The 16,319-nt window shown below is 69.2% G+C and carries 13 protein-coding genes; 6 read left to right on the top strand and 7 right to left on the bottom strand.

Annotated elements, in window-relative coordinates; genetic code table 11:
• The first annotated feature begins 92 nt into the window (after positions 1–92).
• The 4 genes from helR (at position 93) to OG579_RS07975 (ending at position 5,091) form a co-directional block, all read left to right on the top strand.
• Complete coding sequence (helR, locus tag OG579_RS07960) at positions 93–2,285, top strand: RNA polymerase recycling motor ATPase HelR (protein ID WP_328858694.1); 2,193 nt, start codon at positions 93–95, stop codon at positions 2,283–2,285.
• A 30-nt stretch (positions 2,286–2,315) separates the two neighbouring features.
• Complete coding sequence (locus OG579_RS07965) at positions 2,316–3,023, top strand: uracil-DNA glycosylase (protein WP_328858695.1); 708 nt, start codon at positions 2,316–2,318, stop codon at positions 3,021–3,023.
• A 32-nt stretch (positions 3,024–3,055) separates the two neighbouring features.
• The gene (locus OG579_RS07970; RefSeq protein WP_328858696.1) at positions 3,056–3,559 is read left to right on the top strand and encodes a MarR family winged helix-turn-helix transcriptional regulator; all 504 of its coding nucleotides are present in this window, start codon (positions 3,056–3,058) and stop codon (positions 3,557–3,559) included.
• Between the two features lie 266 nt (positions 3,560–3,825).
• Positions 3,826–5,091 (top strand): HNH endonuclease, encoded by a 1,266-nt coding sequence (locus OG579_RS07975; protein WP_328858697.1) that lies wholly within the window; start codon positions 3,826–3,828, stop codon positions 5,089–5,091.
• A 96-nt stretch (positions 5,092–5,187) separates the two neighbouring features.
• On the opposite strand, the gene mmsB is transcribed toward OG579_RS07975, so the two are convergent.
• Genes mmsB through OG579_RS07990 form a run of 3 tightly spaced genes read right to left on the bottom strand, consistent with a single transcriptional unit; the run spans position 5,188 to position 8,734 of the window.
• Positions 5,188–6,057, bottom strand: a complete 870-nt coding sequence (mmsB, locus tag OG579_RS07980; protein WP_045823791.1) for a 3-hydroxyisobutyrate dehydrogenase — start codon at positions 6,055–6,057, stop codon at positions 5,188–5,190.
• On the bottom strand, positions 6,054–7,217 hold the full coding sequence (locus OG579_RS07985; RefSeq protein WP_328858698.1) for an acyl-CoA dehydrogenase family protein: 1,164 nt from the start codon (positions 7,215–7,217) through the stop codon (positions 6,054–6,056). Before OG579_RS07985 ends, mmsB begins: the two co-directional genes overlap by 4 nt.
• Positions 7,214–8,734 (bottom strand): CoA-acylating methylmalonate-semialdehyde dehydrogenase, encoded by a 1,521-nt coding sequence (locus OG579_RS07990; protein WP_328858699.1) that lies wholly within the window; start codon positions 8,732–8,734, stop codon positions 7,214–7,216. Before OG579_RS07990 ends, OG579_RS07985 begins: the two co-directional genes overlap by 4 nt.
• 127 nt (positions 8,735–8,861) lie before the next feature.
• Here OG579_RS07990 and OG579_RS07995 point away from each other — a divergent pair, with 127 nt between their 5' ends.
• Positions 8,862–10,589, top strand: a complete 1,728-nt coding sequence (locus tag OG579_RS07995) for an AMP-binding protein (RefSeq protein WP_328858700.1) — start codon at positions 8,862–8,864, stop codon at positions 10,587–10,589.
• Positions 10,586–11,956 (top strand): FAD-binding oxidoreductase, encoded by a 1,371-nt coding sequence (locus OG579_RS08000; RefSeq protein ID WP_328858701.1) that lies wholly within the window; start codon positions 10,586–10,588, stop codon positions 11,954–11,956. The genes OG579_RS07995 and OG579_RS08000 overlap by 4 nt, the downstream gene beginning before the upstream one ends.
• A 23-nt stretch (positions 11,957–11,979) precedes the next feature.
• Here OG579_RS08000 and OG579_RS08005 read toward each other — a convergent pair whose 3' ends face one another.
• From OG579_RS08005 to OG579_RS08020, 4 genes are all read right to left on the bottom strand, one after another.
• On the bottom strand, positions 11,980–13,392 hold the full coding sequence (locus tag OG579_RS08005) for a dihydrolipoyl dehydrogenase family protein (protein ID WP_328858702.1): 1,413 nt from the start codon (positions 13,390–13,392) through the stop codon (positions 11,980–11,982).
• A gap of 12 nt (positions 13,393–13,404) precedes the next feature.
• Positions 13,405–14,265, bottom strand: coding sequence for a DMT family transporter (locus OG579_RS08010; protein WP_328858703.1), 861 nt, complete (start codon positions 14,263–14,265; stop codon positions 13,405–13,407).
• A 10-nt stretch (positions 14,266–14,275) separates the two neighbouring features.
• Entirely contained in the window at positions 14,276–15,169 is an 894-nt protein-coding gene (locus tag OG579_RS08015) for a DMT family transporter (RefSeq protein ID WP_328858704.1), read from the bottom strand.
• A 106-nt stretch (positions 15,170–15,275) separates the two neighbouring features.
• The gene (locus tag OG579_RS08020; RefSeq protein WP_328858705.1) at positions 15,276–16,232 is read right to left on the bottom strand and encodes an esterase/lipase family protein; all 957 of its coding nucleotides are present in this window, start codon (positions 16,230–16,232) and stop codon (positions 15,276–15,278) included.
• Positions 16,233–16,319 lie beyond the last annotated feature (87 nt).

Genomic DNA, 16,319 nt, shown 5'->3' on the forward strand with positions numbered 1-16,319 from the left:
AGATATAGCGCAGTGGGGGTCTTGCCGCAAGACCCTGTGCTGGTTGCATACTCGCTGGCCACACCGCCGATCGAATGAATCGAGACCCTCACGTGCCTTCGCCGACCCTGTCCGCGTTCGCCCTTCCCGACAGCCACGCCGCGAAGGCCGATCCGTGTCTCGTCCGCGGCGACGAGCAGCACTTCGCGGACATCGCGGCCACGCTGGACGCGTCGATCACCGAGCTCACAGGTCGGCTCGCGGTCCTGCGGTCGAGTCCGGGTGGCACCGGTCGCGCCGCGATGGATCGCGACATGGAGATCCATCGCCTGACCGCGCGCGTGCGGACTCTGCGTCGTTACGGCATCGACCTGTGTCTCGGCCATATGGTTGCCGAGGACGATCCGCAGCCGGTCTACATCGGCCGACTCGGACTGACCGACGAGGCGGGGCGGACCCTGCTGCTCGATTGGCGCGCACCCGCCGCCGAACCGTTCTTCGGTGCCACCCATGCCCGGCCGATGGGGCTGGCGCGACGGCGTCGATTCCGATGGGAGTTGGGGCGGGTCACCGACTACTGGGACGAGGTGTTCCTCGCCGACGGTGCGGGGCGTGGTCACCCGGAGCCGGCACTCGACGATCAGTCCGCGTTCATCGCGAGTCTCGGCGCGGACCGATCACCGCGGATGCGCGACGTGCTGGGCACGATCGCTGCCGATCAGGACGCGATCATCCGCGCGGGGTCGCGGGGTGCACTCGTCGTCGACGGTGGGCCGGGCACCGGCAAGACCGTGGTGGCGCTGCATCGCACGGCGTATCTCCTCTACTCCGATCCACGGCTCGGCCACCATCGTGGCGGCGTGCTCTTCGTCGGTCCGCACGATCCGTATCTCGCCTACATCGGTGACGTGCTGCCCAGCCTCGGCGAGGAAGGGGTGCAGACCGCGACGCTGCGCGATCTGGTCGCCGAGGGCGCCGACGCCGAGGTCGAGGCCGATCCCGTTGCGGTCGGGGTGAAGTCGTCGCTAACGATGCTCGACGCCGTCGAATCCGCGGTGGCGTTCTACGAGGAGCCACCCACCGTGGCCATGACGGTCGAGACCGAGTGGGCCGATGTCCGACTTCGGCCGTCGGACTGGGCGGCTGCGTTCGACGCCGTGGAGCGGGGCACACCGCACAACGAGGCGCACGAGAGCATCTGGGATGCACTGGTCGACATCGTCGGGGCCACCGTCGACGACGTGCCGCCGGCTGAGCTACGGAAGTCGTTGCAGCGCAACCGTGACCTGACCTCGACGCTCGTGCGGGCGTGGCCGATGATCGAAGCGGCCGATCTCGTCGGCGATCTGTGGTCGGTGCCGGCATACATCCGTGCGTGCGCTCCGTGGCTCGGCGCGCAGGAGCTCGCCGCGGTGCGCCGAACGGCCGGCGGGCCGTGGACCGACGCCGATCTCCCCCTGCTGGACGCCGCGCGGCGTCGACTCGGCGATCCCGAGGCGTCACGGCGTCGGTCGTCACAACGCGGCGCGATCGAGGCCGAACGCGCGCGCAGGGCCGCCGTGGTCGACGACCTCATCGCCGCCGACAGCGCGGACACCAACGGCGGGGACTCCGACGGCGACGGTGACAGCACGAGTCTGGTGACGATGCTGCGCGGTGGTCATCTCCACGAGGTCCTCATCGACGAGGCCGCCCGCCCGACGGCCGACCCCGACCGGTTGGCGGGCCCGTTCGCGCACATCGTGGTCGACGAGGCGCAAGAACTGACCGACGCCCAGTGGCGGATGCTCGTCTCCCGCTGTCCGTCGAGGAGTTTCACGATCGTCGGGGATCGGGCACAGGCTCGCGGCGGGTTCGCCGAGAGCTGGCGGCAGCGCCTCGGACGGATAGGTCTCGATCGCGTCGAGTCGGCGTCGCTGCGCATCAACTACCGCACCCCGGGCGAGGTGATGGACCTCGCCGCGCCCGCGATCCGCGCAGCGCTGCCCGACGCGAACGTCCCGACCTCCATCCGCCGCAACGGCATCGCGGTGGATCACCGGCCGCGTCGAGAGCTGCACCTGATCGTCGAGGCATGGCTGGCCGAGCACGAGACGGGTGTCGCCTGCGTCATCGGCGACCCGACGTTCCCGGGGACCGCGAGGGTCCGGTCGTTGCCGCCTGAGCTGGTCAAGGGTCTGGAGTTCGACCTGGTGGTGCTCGTCGAACCCGAGTCGTTCGGCGACGGCATCCGCGGCGCGGTCGACCGCTACGTGTCGATGACCCGGGCGACGCAGCGGTTGGTCGTCCTGAGCGACGAACCCTGAGGGTGCTGCCGCGCGGCGTAGCGTCGGGGTGTGACTCGTTTCCGCGACCTCGCCGCCCTCGATGCGGCCGTCACGCAGTGTCGGGCGTGCCCGCGGTTGGTCGAATGGCGTGAGCGCGTCGCCCGCGAGAAGCGACGCGCCTTCGCCGACGAGACCTATTGGGGCCGGCCGGTACCCGGCATCGGACCGGCCGACGCCGCGTTCCTCATCATCGGGCTCGCACCGGCGGCGCACGGCGCCAATCGCACGGGTCGGATGTTCACCGGCGACCGCAGCGGGGATGTCCTGTTCGCGGCGCTGCACGCGGTGGGCCTCGCCAACCAACCGACGTCGGTCTCCGCCGACGACGGACTGAACCTGCGCGGCACCCGGATCACCGCACCGGTGCACTGCGCTCCCCCGGCGAACAAGCCGACACCCGCCGAACGCGACGAGTGTTCGCACTGGCTGCACTCGGAACTGACGTTGCTCGCCCCGACGGTGCGGTCGGTGATGTCGCTCGGCGCGTTCGGATGGCGGGCCGCTCTCACCGCGCTGGGCGAGCACGGTTACGCGATACCCGTACCGCGGCCGGTGTTCGGTCACGGCGTGTCGGTCGACCTCGCCGGCGACGGCCTGCCCCCGCTCCGTCTGTTCGGCAGCTATCACGTGAGCCAGCAGAACACCTTCACCGGTCGGCTCACGCCGGCGATGCTCGAGGCCGTGTTGCGTGAGGCAGCCGATTACGCCGGGTTGTGACGCCGGAGGGCGCCGTCGGGGAGAATGACGACATGTCCCCCGACGGCCCCACCTTCGACCCGATCGCGAAGGCGCGCGACAACTGGTCGAACGCCGGATGGGGCGACGTCGCCGACGGGATGGTCGCCGTCACGTCGGTGATGCGCGCCCACCAGATACTGCTCGCGCGCGTCGAGGCCGCATTGCGCCCGTTCGATCTGAGCTTCTCCCGCTTCGAACTGCTGCGACTGCTCGCCTTCAGCCGCACCGGCGCGCTGCCCATCACCAAAGCCAGTGTGCGGCTGCAGGTGCACGTCACCAGCGTCACCCACGCCATCCGGCGTCTCGAATCGGTAGGCCTCGTCGAGCGCATCCCCCACCCCACCGACGGCCGAACCACCCTCGTGCGCATCACCGACATCGGGCGCTCCACCGTCGAAGAGGCCACGAACACCCTCAACGACGACGTCTTCGCCGACATCGGGCTCCCCGCCGACCAGTCGCGCGCCCTCGTCGACGCCATCGAGACGCTCCGCCGCTCGGCCGGCGATTTCTGATCCCGTTGACCGACTGACTCGTTCGGCACCACCAGCACGGTCCGTCGATCGTGCACTCATCTGCATCGACCGGGCAAGTATTCGCTTCGACCAGGCAGATGTCCTGCGCAGCCTGTGGATGACGCGGTACTGACTCCCGATTCGTGTCGGTGCCGTGCGGTAGCGTGATGATCGGGGGCGTCGCCCACACTCAATCCGATTGTCTGTCAACCTGATTCGCTGTCTTCACCCTTGCATTCTTGTTCGAACGTATGTACGTTTGACGCATGACCGGGGGATCATTCATCGAACTCGCCGACCGATTGGTCGACGAGTTCGGTTCACAAGGAACAGTTGTCGCCGACGTCGACTGCGAGATCGTCGCCGCCATCCGTGGCGCCGTCGCTCTCCGGGCGGTGGTCGATGGGGTGTTGGCGCGGTTGACGTCGCAGGCCGAGCGCGTCGGGGTCGCGACACACTGCGGGATGTCGTTGCGAGAACTGTTGGTCGCCAACGGTGTCGCGCCGGCCGTGGCGTCACGATTGATCCGCCTCGGACGGGCCGCGGAGGTCCTACCGGTGCTCGATCGACACTCCCGCGACGGTGGCCTGTCGGCCGAACATCTCGATGCGGTCGCCCGCGGGATCGATCATGTCGCGCGTCGCACCGGGGAACGGGTCGAGTCCGACCTGATCATCGGCCTCGAACATCGGCTGATCTCACAGGCCCTGTCAGGTGCGTCACCGGCGGCGATCATCGACGACGCCCGTGCGGCCGCGATCGCCCACACCCCGGCCGACGAACCGGAGATACCGGTCGCCGAGAACCCAGAGTCGAACGAGTTGAGCTACAGCCAGGGCGACGACGGCAGGCTCCGCGGTGAGTTCGACCTCGACGTCGCCACCGGCGAACGGCTCATCACCGCCCTCGACAGAGCCTCACGACCCCGACCGAGCCCCGACGGAAGCCCCGACGTACGAACCGCCGCGCGGCGGCGAGCCGACAGCTTCGCTCAACTCGTGGAACTCGCGACCCGCAACCTCGCACCCGATGCGCTGTCCGGGGCGCCCGCGACCGAACTCGTCGTCACCGTCCCTCTCGACCGGCCCGACCCGGCACGACTGAACTGGCTCGGACCCATCAGCGACCTGACGACCAAACTCCTCGCCTGCGACGCGACACTCCTGGGGATCGGGGTCGACCTCAACGGTGCCCCGGTGTCCGTCGCCGCCGACAAACGACTGTTCACCGGCCACGCCCGAAAAGTCGTTCTCGCCCGCGACCGAGGCTGCGTGAAGTGTGGGGCACCCGCGGCGTGGTGCGACATCCACCACATCGCTCACCACGCCGACGGCGGGAAGACGGTCGTGGACAACGGATGCCTGCTCTGCCGGTCGTGCCACACCGCCGTCCACACCGCCGGCTGGGACATCGTCATGGGCCACGACCGACACCCTTGGCTCATCCCACCGACCAGCGTCGACCCACACCGGAAGCCGCTACCCGCCTACAACAGAAGAACTTTGACCGTCATGGAACCGAGGGCGGCCTAGCGGCGTCATAGGACCGACGCCCCGCCCACCCGCGGGAGCGCTACGAACATTGACAACTCCACAGTGTGAACCGCAGGCCCGCTCGTTGCGCAGCGGTCAGCGCAGGGTCTCGATGATGGCGCTGAAGTCTTTGCTGCCGTTGCTCTCCGCAAATGCGGCATAGATCTCGGCGGCATGGGTGCCCAGCGGTGCGGTGGCACCGGTGGAGCTGACTGCGTCCATGGCCAGACCGAGGTCCTTGTGCATGAGGGCGGTCGCGAAACCCGGGCGGAAGTCGTTGTTCGCGGGCGACGTCGGGACCGGGCCGGGTACCGGACAGTTGGTGTGCACCGACCAGCAGTTGCCGGTGGCGCCGGTGATCACGTCGAACAGCGATTCCGCCGACAGGCCGAGTTTCTCGGCCAGCACGAACGCCTCGCCGACGACGATCTGCTGCACGGCGAGCACCATGTTGTTGCACACCTTCGCCGCCTGGCCGCTTCCGGGTCCGCCGCAGTGGATCACCTTGCCCGCCATGGGTTCGAGGACGGGTGAAGCGGCCGCGAACGCGTCGTCGATGCCGCCGACCATGAACGCGAGGGTTCCGGCCACCGCGCCTTTCACGCCGCCGGAGACCGGGGCGTCGACCTGGGCGAAGCCGAATTCGGCGGCGAGGGTGTTCATGTCACGGGCGTCGTCGACGGAGATGGTGGAGCTGTCGATGAAGACCGCCCCGTCCTGGGCGACGGGGAGGATCTCCGCGTACGCCGATCGCACCAGTGCGCCGCTGGGCAGCATCGTGATCACCACCGCCGCGCGTTCGACGGCCTGGACGGCGGTCTCGGCGAGCAGGACACCGTTCTCGGCGGCGGCGGCCGCTGCGGCGGGCACCGGGTCGTATCCGGCGACGGTGTGCCCTGCGGCGACGAGATTGGCGGCCATGGGTCCACCCATGTTGCCCAGTCCGAGGAACGCGATCGTGGTCATGGGTTCTCCTTGGCGATGGCACGGCCTATGACCATGCGCATGATCTCGTTGGTTCCCTCGAGGATTCGGTTGACCCGCAAATCGCGGACGATCTTCTCCAGCCCGTAGTCGTGCAGGTAGCCGTAGCCGCCGTGGAGCTGCAACGCCTGATCGGCGACGGAGAAGCACCGCTCGGTGACGAAGCGTTTCGCCATCGCGCAGCTCGTCACCTTGTCGGGGTGGTCGGCGTCGAGGGCTGCCGCGGCGTTCCACAGCATCAGCCGTGATGCCTCGAGGTCGATCGCCATGTCGGCCAGGGCGAAACGGATGGTGGGTTCGTCGATGAGACTGCCCCCGAACGCCTCCCGCTCGCGCAGATACCGGCGCGTACGGGCCATCGCATCCTGCGCTCCGCCGAGCGAACACGCCGCGATGTTGATGCGGCCGCCGTTGAGACCGTTCATCGCGATACCGAAGCCCGTTCCCTCACCGGCATCGCCGCCGACCATGTTGGCCGCGGGGACGCGGACGTCGTCGAACACGACCGCAGCGGTCGGCTGGGCATGCCAGCCCATCTTCTTCTCCTGCGCGCCGAAGGACAGCCCGGGTGTGCCGTTCTCGACGATGAAGGTGGAGATGCCCTTCGGACCGTCGCCGCCCGTGCGGGCCATCACGATGTAGACATCGGATGTGCCTGCGCCGGAGATGAACTGCTTGACACCGTTGAGCACGAAATCGTCGCCGTCACGGTCGGCGCGGGTCCGCAGGGCTGCCGCATCCGATCCCGCGGACGGCTCGGTGAGGCAGTAGCTGGCGATGCACTCCATGCTCGCCATCCGCGGAACCCACGTCGCCCGCTGCTCAGCCGTCCCGTAGCAGTCGACCATCCAGGTCGCCATGTTGTGGATCGACAGGAACGCCGCGGTGGTCGGGTCGGCGGCGGCGAGCTCGGTGAAGATCCGCACGCCGTCGAGGCGCGTCAACCCGCTGCCACCGAACTCCTCGGAGCAGTAGATCGCCGCCATCCCCAGTTCCGCCGCCTCGCGGAGTTCCTCGGCGGGGAAGTGTTTCTCGGCATCCCAGGCGAGCGCGTGCGGGGCGATCCGTTTCGCGGCGAACGCCGCGGCGGTGTCGGTGATCACGCGGTCGTCGGCCGACAGCGTCGCGTCGAGGACGCTCACTGCATCGTGGGGATGGAGAACTCGGCCCCGTCCTTGATGCCCGACGGCCACCGGGTCGTGATGGTCTTGACCTTGGTGTAGAACTGGATCGCCGCCGGCCCGTGCTGGTTCAGGTCACCGAATCCGGAACGCTTCCAGCCGCCGAAGGTGTGGTACGCCACCGGAACCGGGATCGGGACGTTCACGCCCACCATGCCGACCTGGACCCGCGCGCAGAAGTCGCGGGCGGCGTCGCCGTCCTGGGTGAAGATCGCGACACCGTTGCCGTACTGGTGATCCGACGCCAGCGCGAGCGCCTCCTCGTAGTCACCGGCCCGCACGATGCACAGCACCGGGCCGAAGATCTCGTCGGTGTAGATCGACATCTCCTTGGTGACGTGGTCGAACAGGGTGGGTCCGATGAAGTAACCGGCCTCGAGCTGCTCGTCTCCGAAGGTGAGGTCGTCGCTGGCGCGGTCGCGTCCGTCGACGACGAGGTCGGCGCCGGCGTCGACGCCCTGACCGATGTAATCGCGCACGCGCTCGAGCGCGGCGCCGCTGACCAGCGGGCCGTAGTCGGCCTTCGGGTCGTGGCTGTGACCGACGCGCAGCGCGGTCACCCGGTCGATCAGCCTGTCGCGCAGGCGGTTCGCGGTCTCCTCGCCGACGGGGACCGCGACGCTGATCGCCATGCACCGTTCACCGGCGCTGCCGTAGCCGGCGCCGATCAACGCGTCGACGGCCTGATCGAGATCGGCGTCGGGAAGGATGATCATGTGGTTCTTGGCGCCGCCGAAGCACTGCGACCGCTTGCCGTTCGCCGCGGCGGTCTCGTAGATGTACTGCGCGATGTCCGACGACCCGACGAATCCCAGCGCCTGGACGTCGGGGTGGGTGAGCAACGCGTCCACGGCGACCTTGTCGCCGTGCACCACCTGGAAGACGCCGGCGGGCAGACCGGCCTCTCCGAACAGCTCGGCCAGCCGCAGCGGCACCGAGGGGTCGCGCTCGCTGGGCTTGAGGATGAAGGCGTTGCCGCACGCCAGCGCGGGGCCGGCCTTCCACAGCGGGATCATCGCGGGGAAGTTGAACGGCGTGATGCCGGCGACCACACCGAGGGGCTGGCGGACCGAGTGCACGTCGATGCCGGTGCCGGCCCCCTCGGTGAACTCACCCTTGAGAAGGTGCGGGATCCCGATGGCGAACTCGATGACCTCGACACCGCGCTGGATGTCGCCATGGGCGTCGGCGATGGTCTTGCCGTGCTCGATCGACAGCAGCTCGGCGAGCTCGTCGGCGTTCTGGTTGACCAGGTCGACGAAACGCATCATCACCCGCGCCCGCTTCTGCGGATTCCACGCGGCCCACACCCGCTGGGCGGCGACCGACGACGCGACCACCTCGTTGACCTCCTCGACCGATGCGAGTGGAACCGTGGCCTGCACCGCGCCGGTCGACGGGTTCATCACGTCGGCGCTGCGGCCGGACGTACCCGGACGGCGCTCGCCGTCGACGAAGTGCGGGATCTCTGAGGTCATGGCGTGTCTCCGACTCGATGTGGTGAGAGTGGACGGGGTGTGTCCCCGGTCACGGTATACTTGCATATCCTAGTGTTTGCCCGCCAGGTGTCCAACCCGGCCGGGAATCCGACTCGAGAGGTGATCCGTGTCCCGTTCGCAGGAATCCAGAACCGAGACCTTTCGTTCGGCACGCGACCTCCTGGTGCGCCACGCCGACGACTACGAGACCGCGGTCGCGGAGTTCCGATGGCCGCAGTTCGACGAGTGGAACTGGGCGATCGACTGGTTCGACGCGATCGCCCGTCACCCCGACGGGTCGCCGAACGAGGCACCGGCACTGTGGATCGTCGAGGAGGACGGCAGCGAGTCGATCCACAGTTTCGCCGACATGAGCACCCGATCAACACAAGTGGCGGGGTGGCTCGACGGACTCGGCGTCGCGCCCGGTGACCGCATCCTGCTGATGCTGGCCAACCAGGTCGAACTCTGGGAGGTGATGCTCGCGGCGATGAAGATCGGCGCCGTCGTCATCCCGGCGACCACGCTGCTGTCCGAATCCGACATCGCCGACCGCATCGGCCGCGGTGGCGTCTCCCATGTGATCGCGCGCAGCGAGCTCGCCCCCATGTTCGACGCGGTCGGCGCGCAGCACACCGGCATCGCGGTCGGCGCCGCCGTCGACGGCTGGACCTCCTATGCGGACTCCGCCGACGCCCCGGTCGAGTTCACGCCGGCCCACACCACCCATGCCGCCGACACGCTGCTGCTGTACTTCACCTCCGGCACCACCTCGAAGCCGAAACTGGTCGAGCACACCCACGTCTCGTACCCGGTGGGCCACCTGTCGACGATGTACTGGATCGGTCTGCGACCCGGCGACATCCACCTCAACGTCAGCTCCCCGGGCTGGGCGAAGCACGCATGGTCGAACGTGTTCGCGCCGTGGAATGCCCAGGCGTGCGTGTTCATCTACAACTACGCACGGTTCGACGCGAAGGCGCTGATGGACCAGATGCAGCGCTGCGGCGTCACGAGTTTCTGCGCCCCGCCGACGGTGTGGCGCATGCTGATCCAGTCCGACCTGTCGCATCTCACGACCCCTCCGCGCGTGGCGGTCGGCGCCGGGGAGCCGCTCAACCCGGAGGTCATCGACCGCGTGCGCCGCGCGTGGGGCGTCACGATCCGCGACGGTTTCGGACAGACCGAGACCACGGTGCAGATCGCGAACTCACCGGGCCAGCCGCTCAAGGACGGATCGATGGGTCGCCCGTGTCCCGGCTACCGGATCGAGCTGGTCGATCCCGCGACCGGGACACCGGGCGTCGACGAGGGTGAGATCTGCATCGACCTCGCGCACCGGCCCCTCGGGCTCATGGTCGGCTATCACGGCGACCCCGAGAAGACCGCAGCGGCGATGGCAGGTGGTTACTACCACTCGGGCGACGTCGGCAGTCGCGACGACGACGGCTACATCACCTACGTCGGCCGCACCGACGACGTCTTCAAGTCCAGCGACTACCGGATCAGTCCGTTCGAGCTGGAATCGGTTCTCCTCCAACACGATGCCGTCGCCGAGGCCGCCGTCGTCCCGGCCCCTGACGAGCTCCGCCTGTCGGTGCCGAAGGCGTACATCGTGCTGGCCCCGGGCCACGAGCCGACCGAGGAGACGGCCCACGCGATCTTCGCCCACAGTCGCGCCCAACTCGCCGGCTACAAGCGGGTCCGCCGCATCACCTTCGCCGAACTGCCCAAGACCATCAGCGGCAAGATCCGTCGCGTCGAACTTCGTGGGCTCGAGACCGGAGGCGGCGACAATGCACTCGTCGAATTCCGCGAACCCTCGTCGGCGACGATCGATAGCGTGGGGTCATGACGCGCACACTCGCCCTCGACGACCTCATCGCCGCGCTCCCCGAGGGGATGGTCGTCACCGATCCGGACATCTGCGGCGGGTACCGACAGGACCGCGCGCTCGACCCCGACGCGGCGATCCCATTGGCCGTGGTGCGCGCGGAGTCGACCGATCACGTCGTCGCGGCCGTGCGATGGTGCGCGGCGAACCGTGTCGCGATCGTGCCCCGCGGCGCGGGCACGGGGCTCTCGGGTGGGTCGGGTGGCGTCAACGGCGCGATCACGATCTCCACCGAACGCATGCGCACCATCGAGATCGACCCCGTGATGCGGGTGGCCGTCGTCCAGCCCGGGCTCCTGAACGCCGAGGTGAAAGCCGCTGCCGCACAGCACGGCCTGTGGTACCCGCCCGATCCGTCGTCGTTCGAGATCTGCTCGATCGGCGGCAACGCGGCCACCAACGCCGGCGGGTTGTGCTGCGTGAAGTACGGCGTGACGACCGATTACGTACTCGGCATGCAGGTCGTGCTCGCCGACGGTCGCGCCGTACGGCTCGGCGGTCCGCGCCTGAAGGACTCCGCCGGGTTGTCGTTGACGAAACTGTTCGTCGGCAGCGAGGGCACCCTCGGCATCATCACCGAGGTCACGCTGCGACTGCTGCCGCCGCAGCCGGCTGCGTCGACGGTGGTCGGCAGCTTCGCCAGCGTCCACGACGCCACCGAGGCGGTGCTGGCGATCACCGATCGGATCCGTCCGGCGATGCTCGAGTTCATGGACTCCGTCGCCATCAACGCCGTCGAGGATCACCTCAAGATGGGCCTCGACCGCTCGGCAGGCGCGATGCTCGTCGCCCAGAGCGACTCCCCGGGCGCTGCGGCCGCCGAGGAGATCGCCGTCATCACAGCGGCATTCGAGGCGAACAACGCCACCGAGGTGTTCGCCACCGACGATGTCGCCGAGGGTGAGGCGTTCACCGTGGCCCGACGCATGGCCATCCCCGCGGTGGAGAAGCTCGGTTCACTGTTGCTCGAGGACGTCGGGGTGCCGCTGCCGACACTGCCCGACCTCGTCGACGGGATCGCGGCGATCGCCGCCGGGCGCGAGGTGATGATCTCGGTCATCGCCCACGCCGGCGACGGGAACACCCACCCGCTCATCGTGTTCGACCCCGACGACACCGACCAGGCCGCCCGCGCGCAACTCGCGTTCGGCGAGGTCATGGATCTCGCGATCGGGCTCGGCGGCACCATCACCGGCGAGCACGGCGTGGGTCGACTGAAGAAGCCGTGGCTGCCCGATCAGGTCGGCGCCGACGTCATGGACATCAGTCGTCGCATCAAGGACGCCCTCGACCCCGACCACCTGATGAACCCCGGCACCATGTTCTGACCGGCCGGGTCGGTCGTTCACACCTAGTAGCCGAAGTACTTCTCCAGCAGTCGAAGCCAGATCTCACTGCCCGTCGGGTACGACGGGACGGCGTGCCAGAGATCGTCGACGGTGACCTTCCCGACGATGGCGATGGTGGCCGCGTGGATGAGCTCGCCGACCTCGGGGCCGACGAACGTGGCGCCCACCAGCGTGCGTGTCTCGTCGTCGACGACGATCTGCGCGGTGCCGGTCGCGTCGTCGCGCAGCAGTCCGATGCCCGATGCGGCCGTGATCGGTTGGCTCACCACGGTCACCGGCCGTCCACGCTCGCGCGCGTCGCGGGCGGTGAGCCCGGTGCTGCCGACCTGCGGATCGGTGAACACCGCCTGCGGCACCGGCACGTCGTCGCGGACCGGCGGCGGCGTACGGCCCTCGGCGCGGGCGGCGATACGCGCACCGACGACACGCGCCTGGTACTTGCCCCAGTGGGTCAGCATCGGCCCGAACGACACGTCGCCCACGGCGTACAGCCAGTCGTGGCCGCCCGGGTCGACCGCGGACAGATCGGACGGATCGTCGATGCCGACCGAGTCGAGACCCAGTCCGTCGGTGGCGGGCGTGCGGCCCGCGGCGACGAGGATCTCGGCGGCGGTGAGGTCCTCACCGTCGACGGCCACGGTGACCGGACCGCCGTGGGAGACACCCACCGACGAGCCGTCACCGGCGTCGGGGGTCACGTCGTCGCGCCGAGGGTCGGAGATGCTGACACCGGTGCGCACCTCGACGCCCGCCGCGCGCAGCCCCTCGATCACCGCCTCACCGACGAAGTCGTCGAGGGCGCCGAGCACCTGTCCGCGGACGAGCATCGTCACCGCCGTGCCCAGTGCGCTCATCCACGTCGCCGCCTCGCAGGCCACCACGCCGCCACCGATCACGATGAGCGACTCGGGTACCTCGCGAACGCCGGTCGCGTCGCGCGACGTCCACGGGTGCACGTCGGCGAACACGCCGGGGACGCTCGCGGTGCTCCCCGTCCCGAGGACCACCGCCTGCCGCGCGGACAGGGTGCGTTCGCCGTCGTCGGTGGTGACGCGGACGGTGCGGTCGCCGACGAGTGCTCCGCGGCCGGAGATGACGTCGATGCCGGCACCCTGGGCCCAGGACCGCTGCCCGGAGTCGTCGTAGCCGCTGACCCAGGTGTCGCGCCGTGCGAGCAGGGCGGCGGTGTCGAGATCACCGACCGACACACCGTCCAGGTGTCGACCCGCGGCGGCCACCTCCACCGGCCGTAAGAGCGCCTTGCTCGGCATACACGCCCAGTAGGAGCACTCACCGCCGAGGAGATCGGCCTCCACGATGGCGGCGGTGCGGTCGGATCCGGCGATGGCGAACTGGGCGGCCACCTCACCGGCGGGCCCACCGCCGATGACGATGACGTCGTAGGTGTCGTTCATCGGCCCAGCCTGCTACGCGATGAGCTCGCTGTCACGGGGGGCCGTCGACGCGGGCGTGTCGACACCCCGCACCGCCGACAGGGTGGCGAGGGTGATGACCGCGCGGACCATCACGACGAGCACGATCACCATCACGGTGGTCTGCCACCAGCCGACGATGACCGCCTCCCCCAGCAGGGTGACGCCGAGCGCCATCGACACCGCGGGTTCCATCACCGTCATCGCCGGGAACGAGGTCTGCAGTTCACCGGCGACGAAGCTGCGCTGCTGCGCGACGACACCGCCGATCGCCACGACGACGAACAGATAGACCTCGGGGCGCGCGTAGAGGTTGAGCGGATCGTGCAGCGCCACGTAGACGACGGTCTTGATGAGCAGTGCGCCGATGCCGAACAGTGTGCCGGCGACCAGGCCGTAGAACAGGGCGCGGTTGTGGTCGCTGGATCGTTCGGCGATCACGACCAACACGATCAGCAGCGCGATGATGGCGGCGATCGTGGCGACGATCAGGGCGTGGTCGGGTCGGCGATCGACCTCGCGCGGGTCGGCGATGAGCAGGAAGATGCCGACGCAGGCGACGAGCACGCCACCCCATGCCCACTCGTAGCGGCTGGGGTGCCGGTGGTCGAGCCACGCCTCGAGCGGCAACGCGAACAGCACCGCGAGAACCACCAGCGGCTGCACGAGCAGGATCGATCCGAGGCCCAGCGCCGCCGCCTGCAGACCGAACCCGCCGAGCGCGATGCCCGCGCCGAGACACCACACGAGCGTGATCGCGCCGCCCTCGCACGAGGCGCGTTGACGCAGCACGGTTCCCGCCGCGATCAGCGCTGCCGCGCCGACCGCCAGCAGCGCGGGGAGCCAGGTGTGCACGTGTTCGAGGTTAGTGGCCGGCCCGGGATGTGCCACCCAGGGAAACGCCCGTCGCGTTCGCGGACACCAGTTCAGGCGGCGCCTCGAACTCCGTTTCGCGAGCTGCGGCGTGCTTGGCCAGCACCACCACCGCGTAGAACATGAGGATCAACACACCACCGGCGAACACGCCCTCGACGACGTCGACATCGGCGCGCTCACCGAGCAGGAGCACGCCCAGCGCCATGGCGACCGCGGGTTCCATGACGGTCATGGCCGGGAACGAGGTCTGCAGGTCGTGGGCGGCGAAGGCGAGCTGTTGCGCCCACACCGACCCGCCCGCGACGACGATGATCAGGTAGAGCTCGGGGTGGACGAAGATGTGCGCGATCCCCTCCCCCATCTGGGTCGTGACGCCCTTGACGAGGAACGACTGCACACCGGTCAACAGCCCCGACGCCGAACCGAAGAGCAGCGCCCGGTAGTGCAGCGACACGAACTTCGCGCCCACCACCAGTCCGGCGAGGACGACGAGGACCGCGACGACGGTGCCGACGAACACCCACGGGCCCGGGGAGGACTCCGACGGTGTCGGCATGGCGATCAGCACGAACGCGGCGATGCACAGGGTGAGGACGATGCCCCACTTCCACTCCTGGAACGTGAGCCGCCGATGGTCGAGGTAGGCCTCCATCGGCAACGCGAACAACACCGACAGCACGATGAGCGGCTGCACCAACAGCAGGGTGCCCAGCCCCAGGGCGACGGCCTGCAGCGCGAACCCGCCCGCGGCGATGAGCACCCCCAGCCACCAGCGCCGGGTGATGCCACCGGTCGGCGTCGACGACCGCTGCCGCACCAGGGTTCCCGTCGCGACCAGCAACGCCGACAGCACGGCGAGCGTCGCGGGCAGGAACAGGTGCATCGCGCCCACGCTACTGGCCCACACGGGGCGCCGCGCCGTCCTCGGGGGCCCGGGAGCGGATTCTCAACGAAGTCTTATCGAGCACCCCGGACAGGTGTGCGACCGATCACCCGACGATCGGCAGGACCGGCAGGCAGGGCACGGATCGCGGGTGTGCGGGATCGAGTGCGTTGAGGACGTAGGTCGCCGCCCGGCGCGAGGCGGCGACGGCGACATGGTCACTGTGGTCGGCCGAACACCCGTTCTGCACAACGATGTTGGTGACGTCGTCGCCGGGCCGCCCCGCCACCTGACCGGAGGTGTACGGGATGACCGCTTCGTCGTACATGGTAGAGATGTTCGTGTACGCGATTCCCGGGACGTAGGGACCGCCGCCGGCGTTGACCTTCGCCAGCAGCGCCGACCCGGTCTGCATCTGGCCGCACGCCGCGCACACGGGTAATCCGGTCTCGGTTATCCCGAGACGCCGCGCCACCACGCCCGCCTGCGCTCCCACCGCACCGCCGGTGCCGTTCCACAGCGGCGCGAGCGACACGTACCGACCGACCGAGGACGCACCGCCGAGGTATCGGACGAACCAGGTCGGCATCAGGGTGCCCTGCGAGTGGCCGACGATGTCGACCTTGGCCGCTCCGGTGGCCTGACGGACGCGGTCGACGAAGGTGCGCAGCTGCGCGGCGCTGGTCTCGATGCGCCCCATGCCCCCGACCTGGTCGAACGGCGCGATCGACGTCACCGTGCCGTAGGTGAGGGCGAACACGCAGTAGCCCTCGTTGCGGAGCAGCGGGACGTAGGTGCCCCAGTTGGTCATGCTGCCGCCGCCGGTGCCGTGGACCAGGACCACCGGATTCGGGTGTTCGGCCGTCGGTCGGCACCGGAAGTCGTTCGATCCGGGCAGCGATCCACCGGGGTGGCCCAGCGCGTAGGGGATGCCGGAGAAGAAGTTGTACGACACCGGGAGCGGGGCCGCGCTCGCCGGCACGACCGACGCGGTGACCGCGCCCGCCGCGAGCAGCAGACCGACGAGCGTCCGCACCACCACCGAAGTAGAACGTGTTCTCATGGGCGGAACGTAACACCTTGTCAGCCGGGGATGGCGTCGTTCGAGCGAGCGACATCGCGACGACTTCGCGCCACGCCGCAGGAGGTG

Origin of the sequence: Williamsia herbipolensis (assembly GCF_036153515.1) — a bacterium.
Taxonomy (GTDB): domain Bacteria; phylum Actinomycetota; class Actinomycetes; order Mycobacteriales; family Mycobacteriaceae; genus Williamsia_A; species Williamsia_A herbipolensis.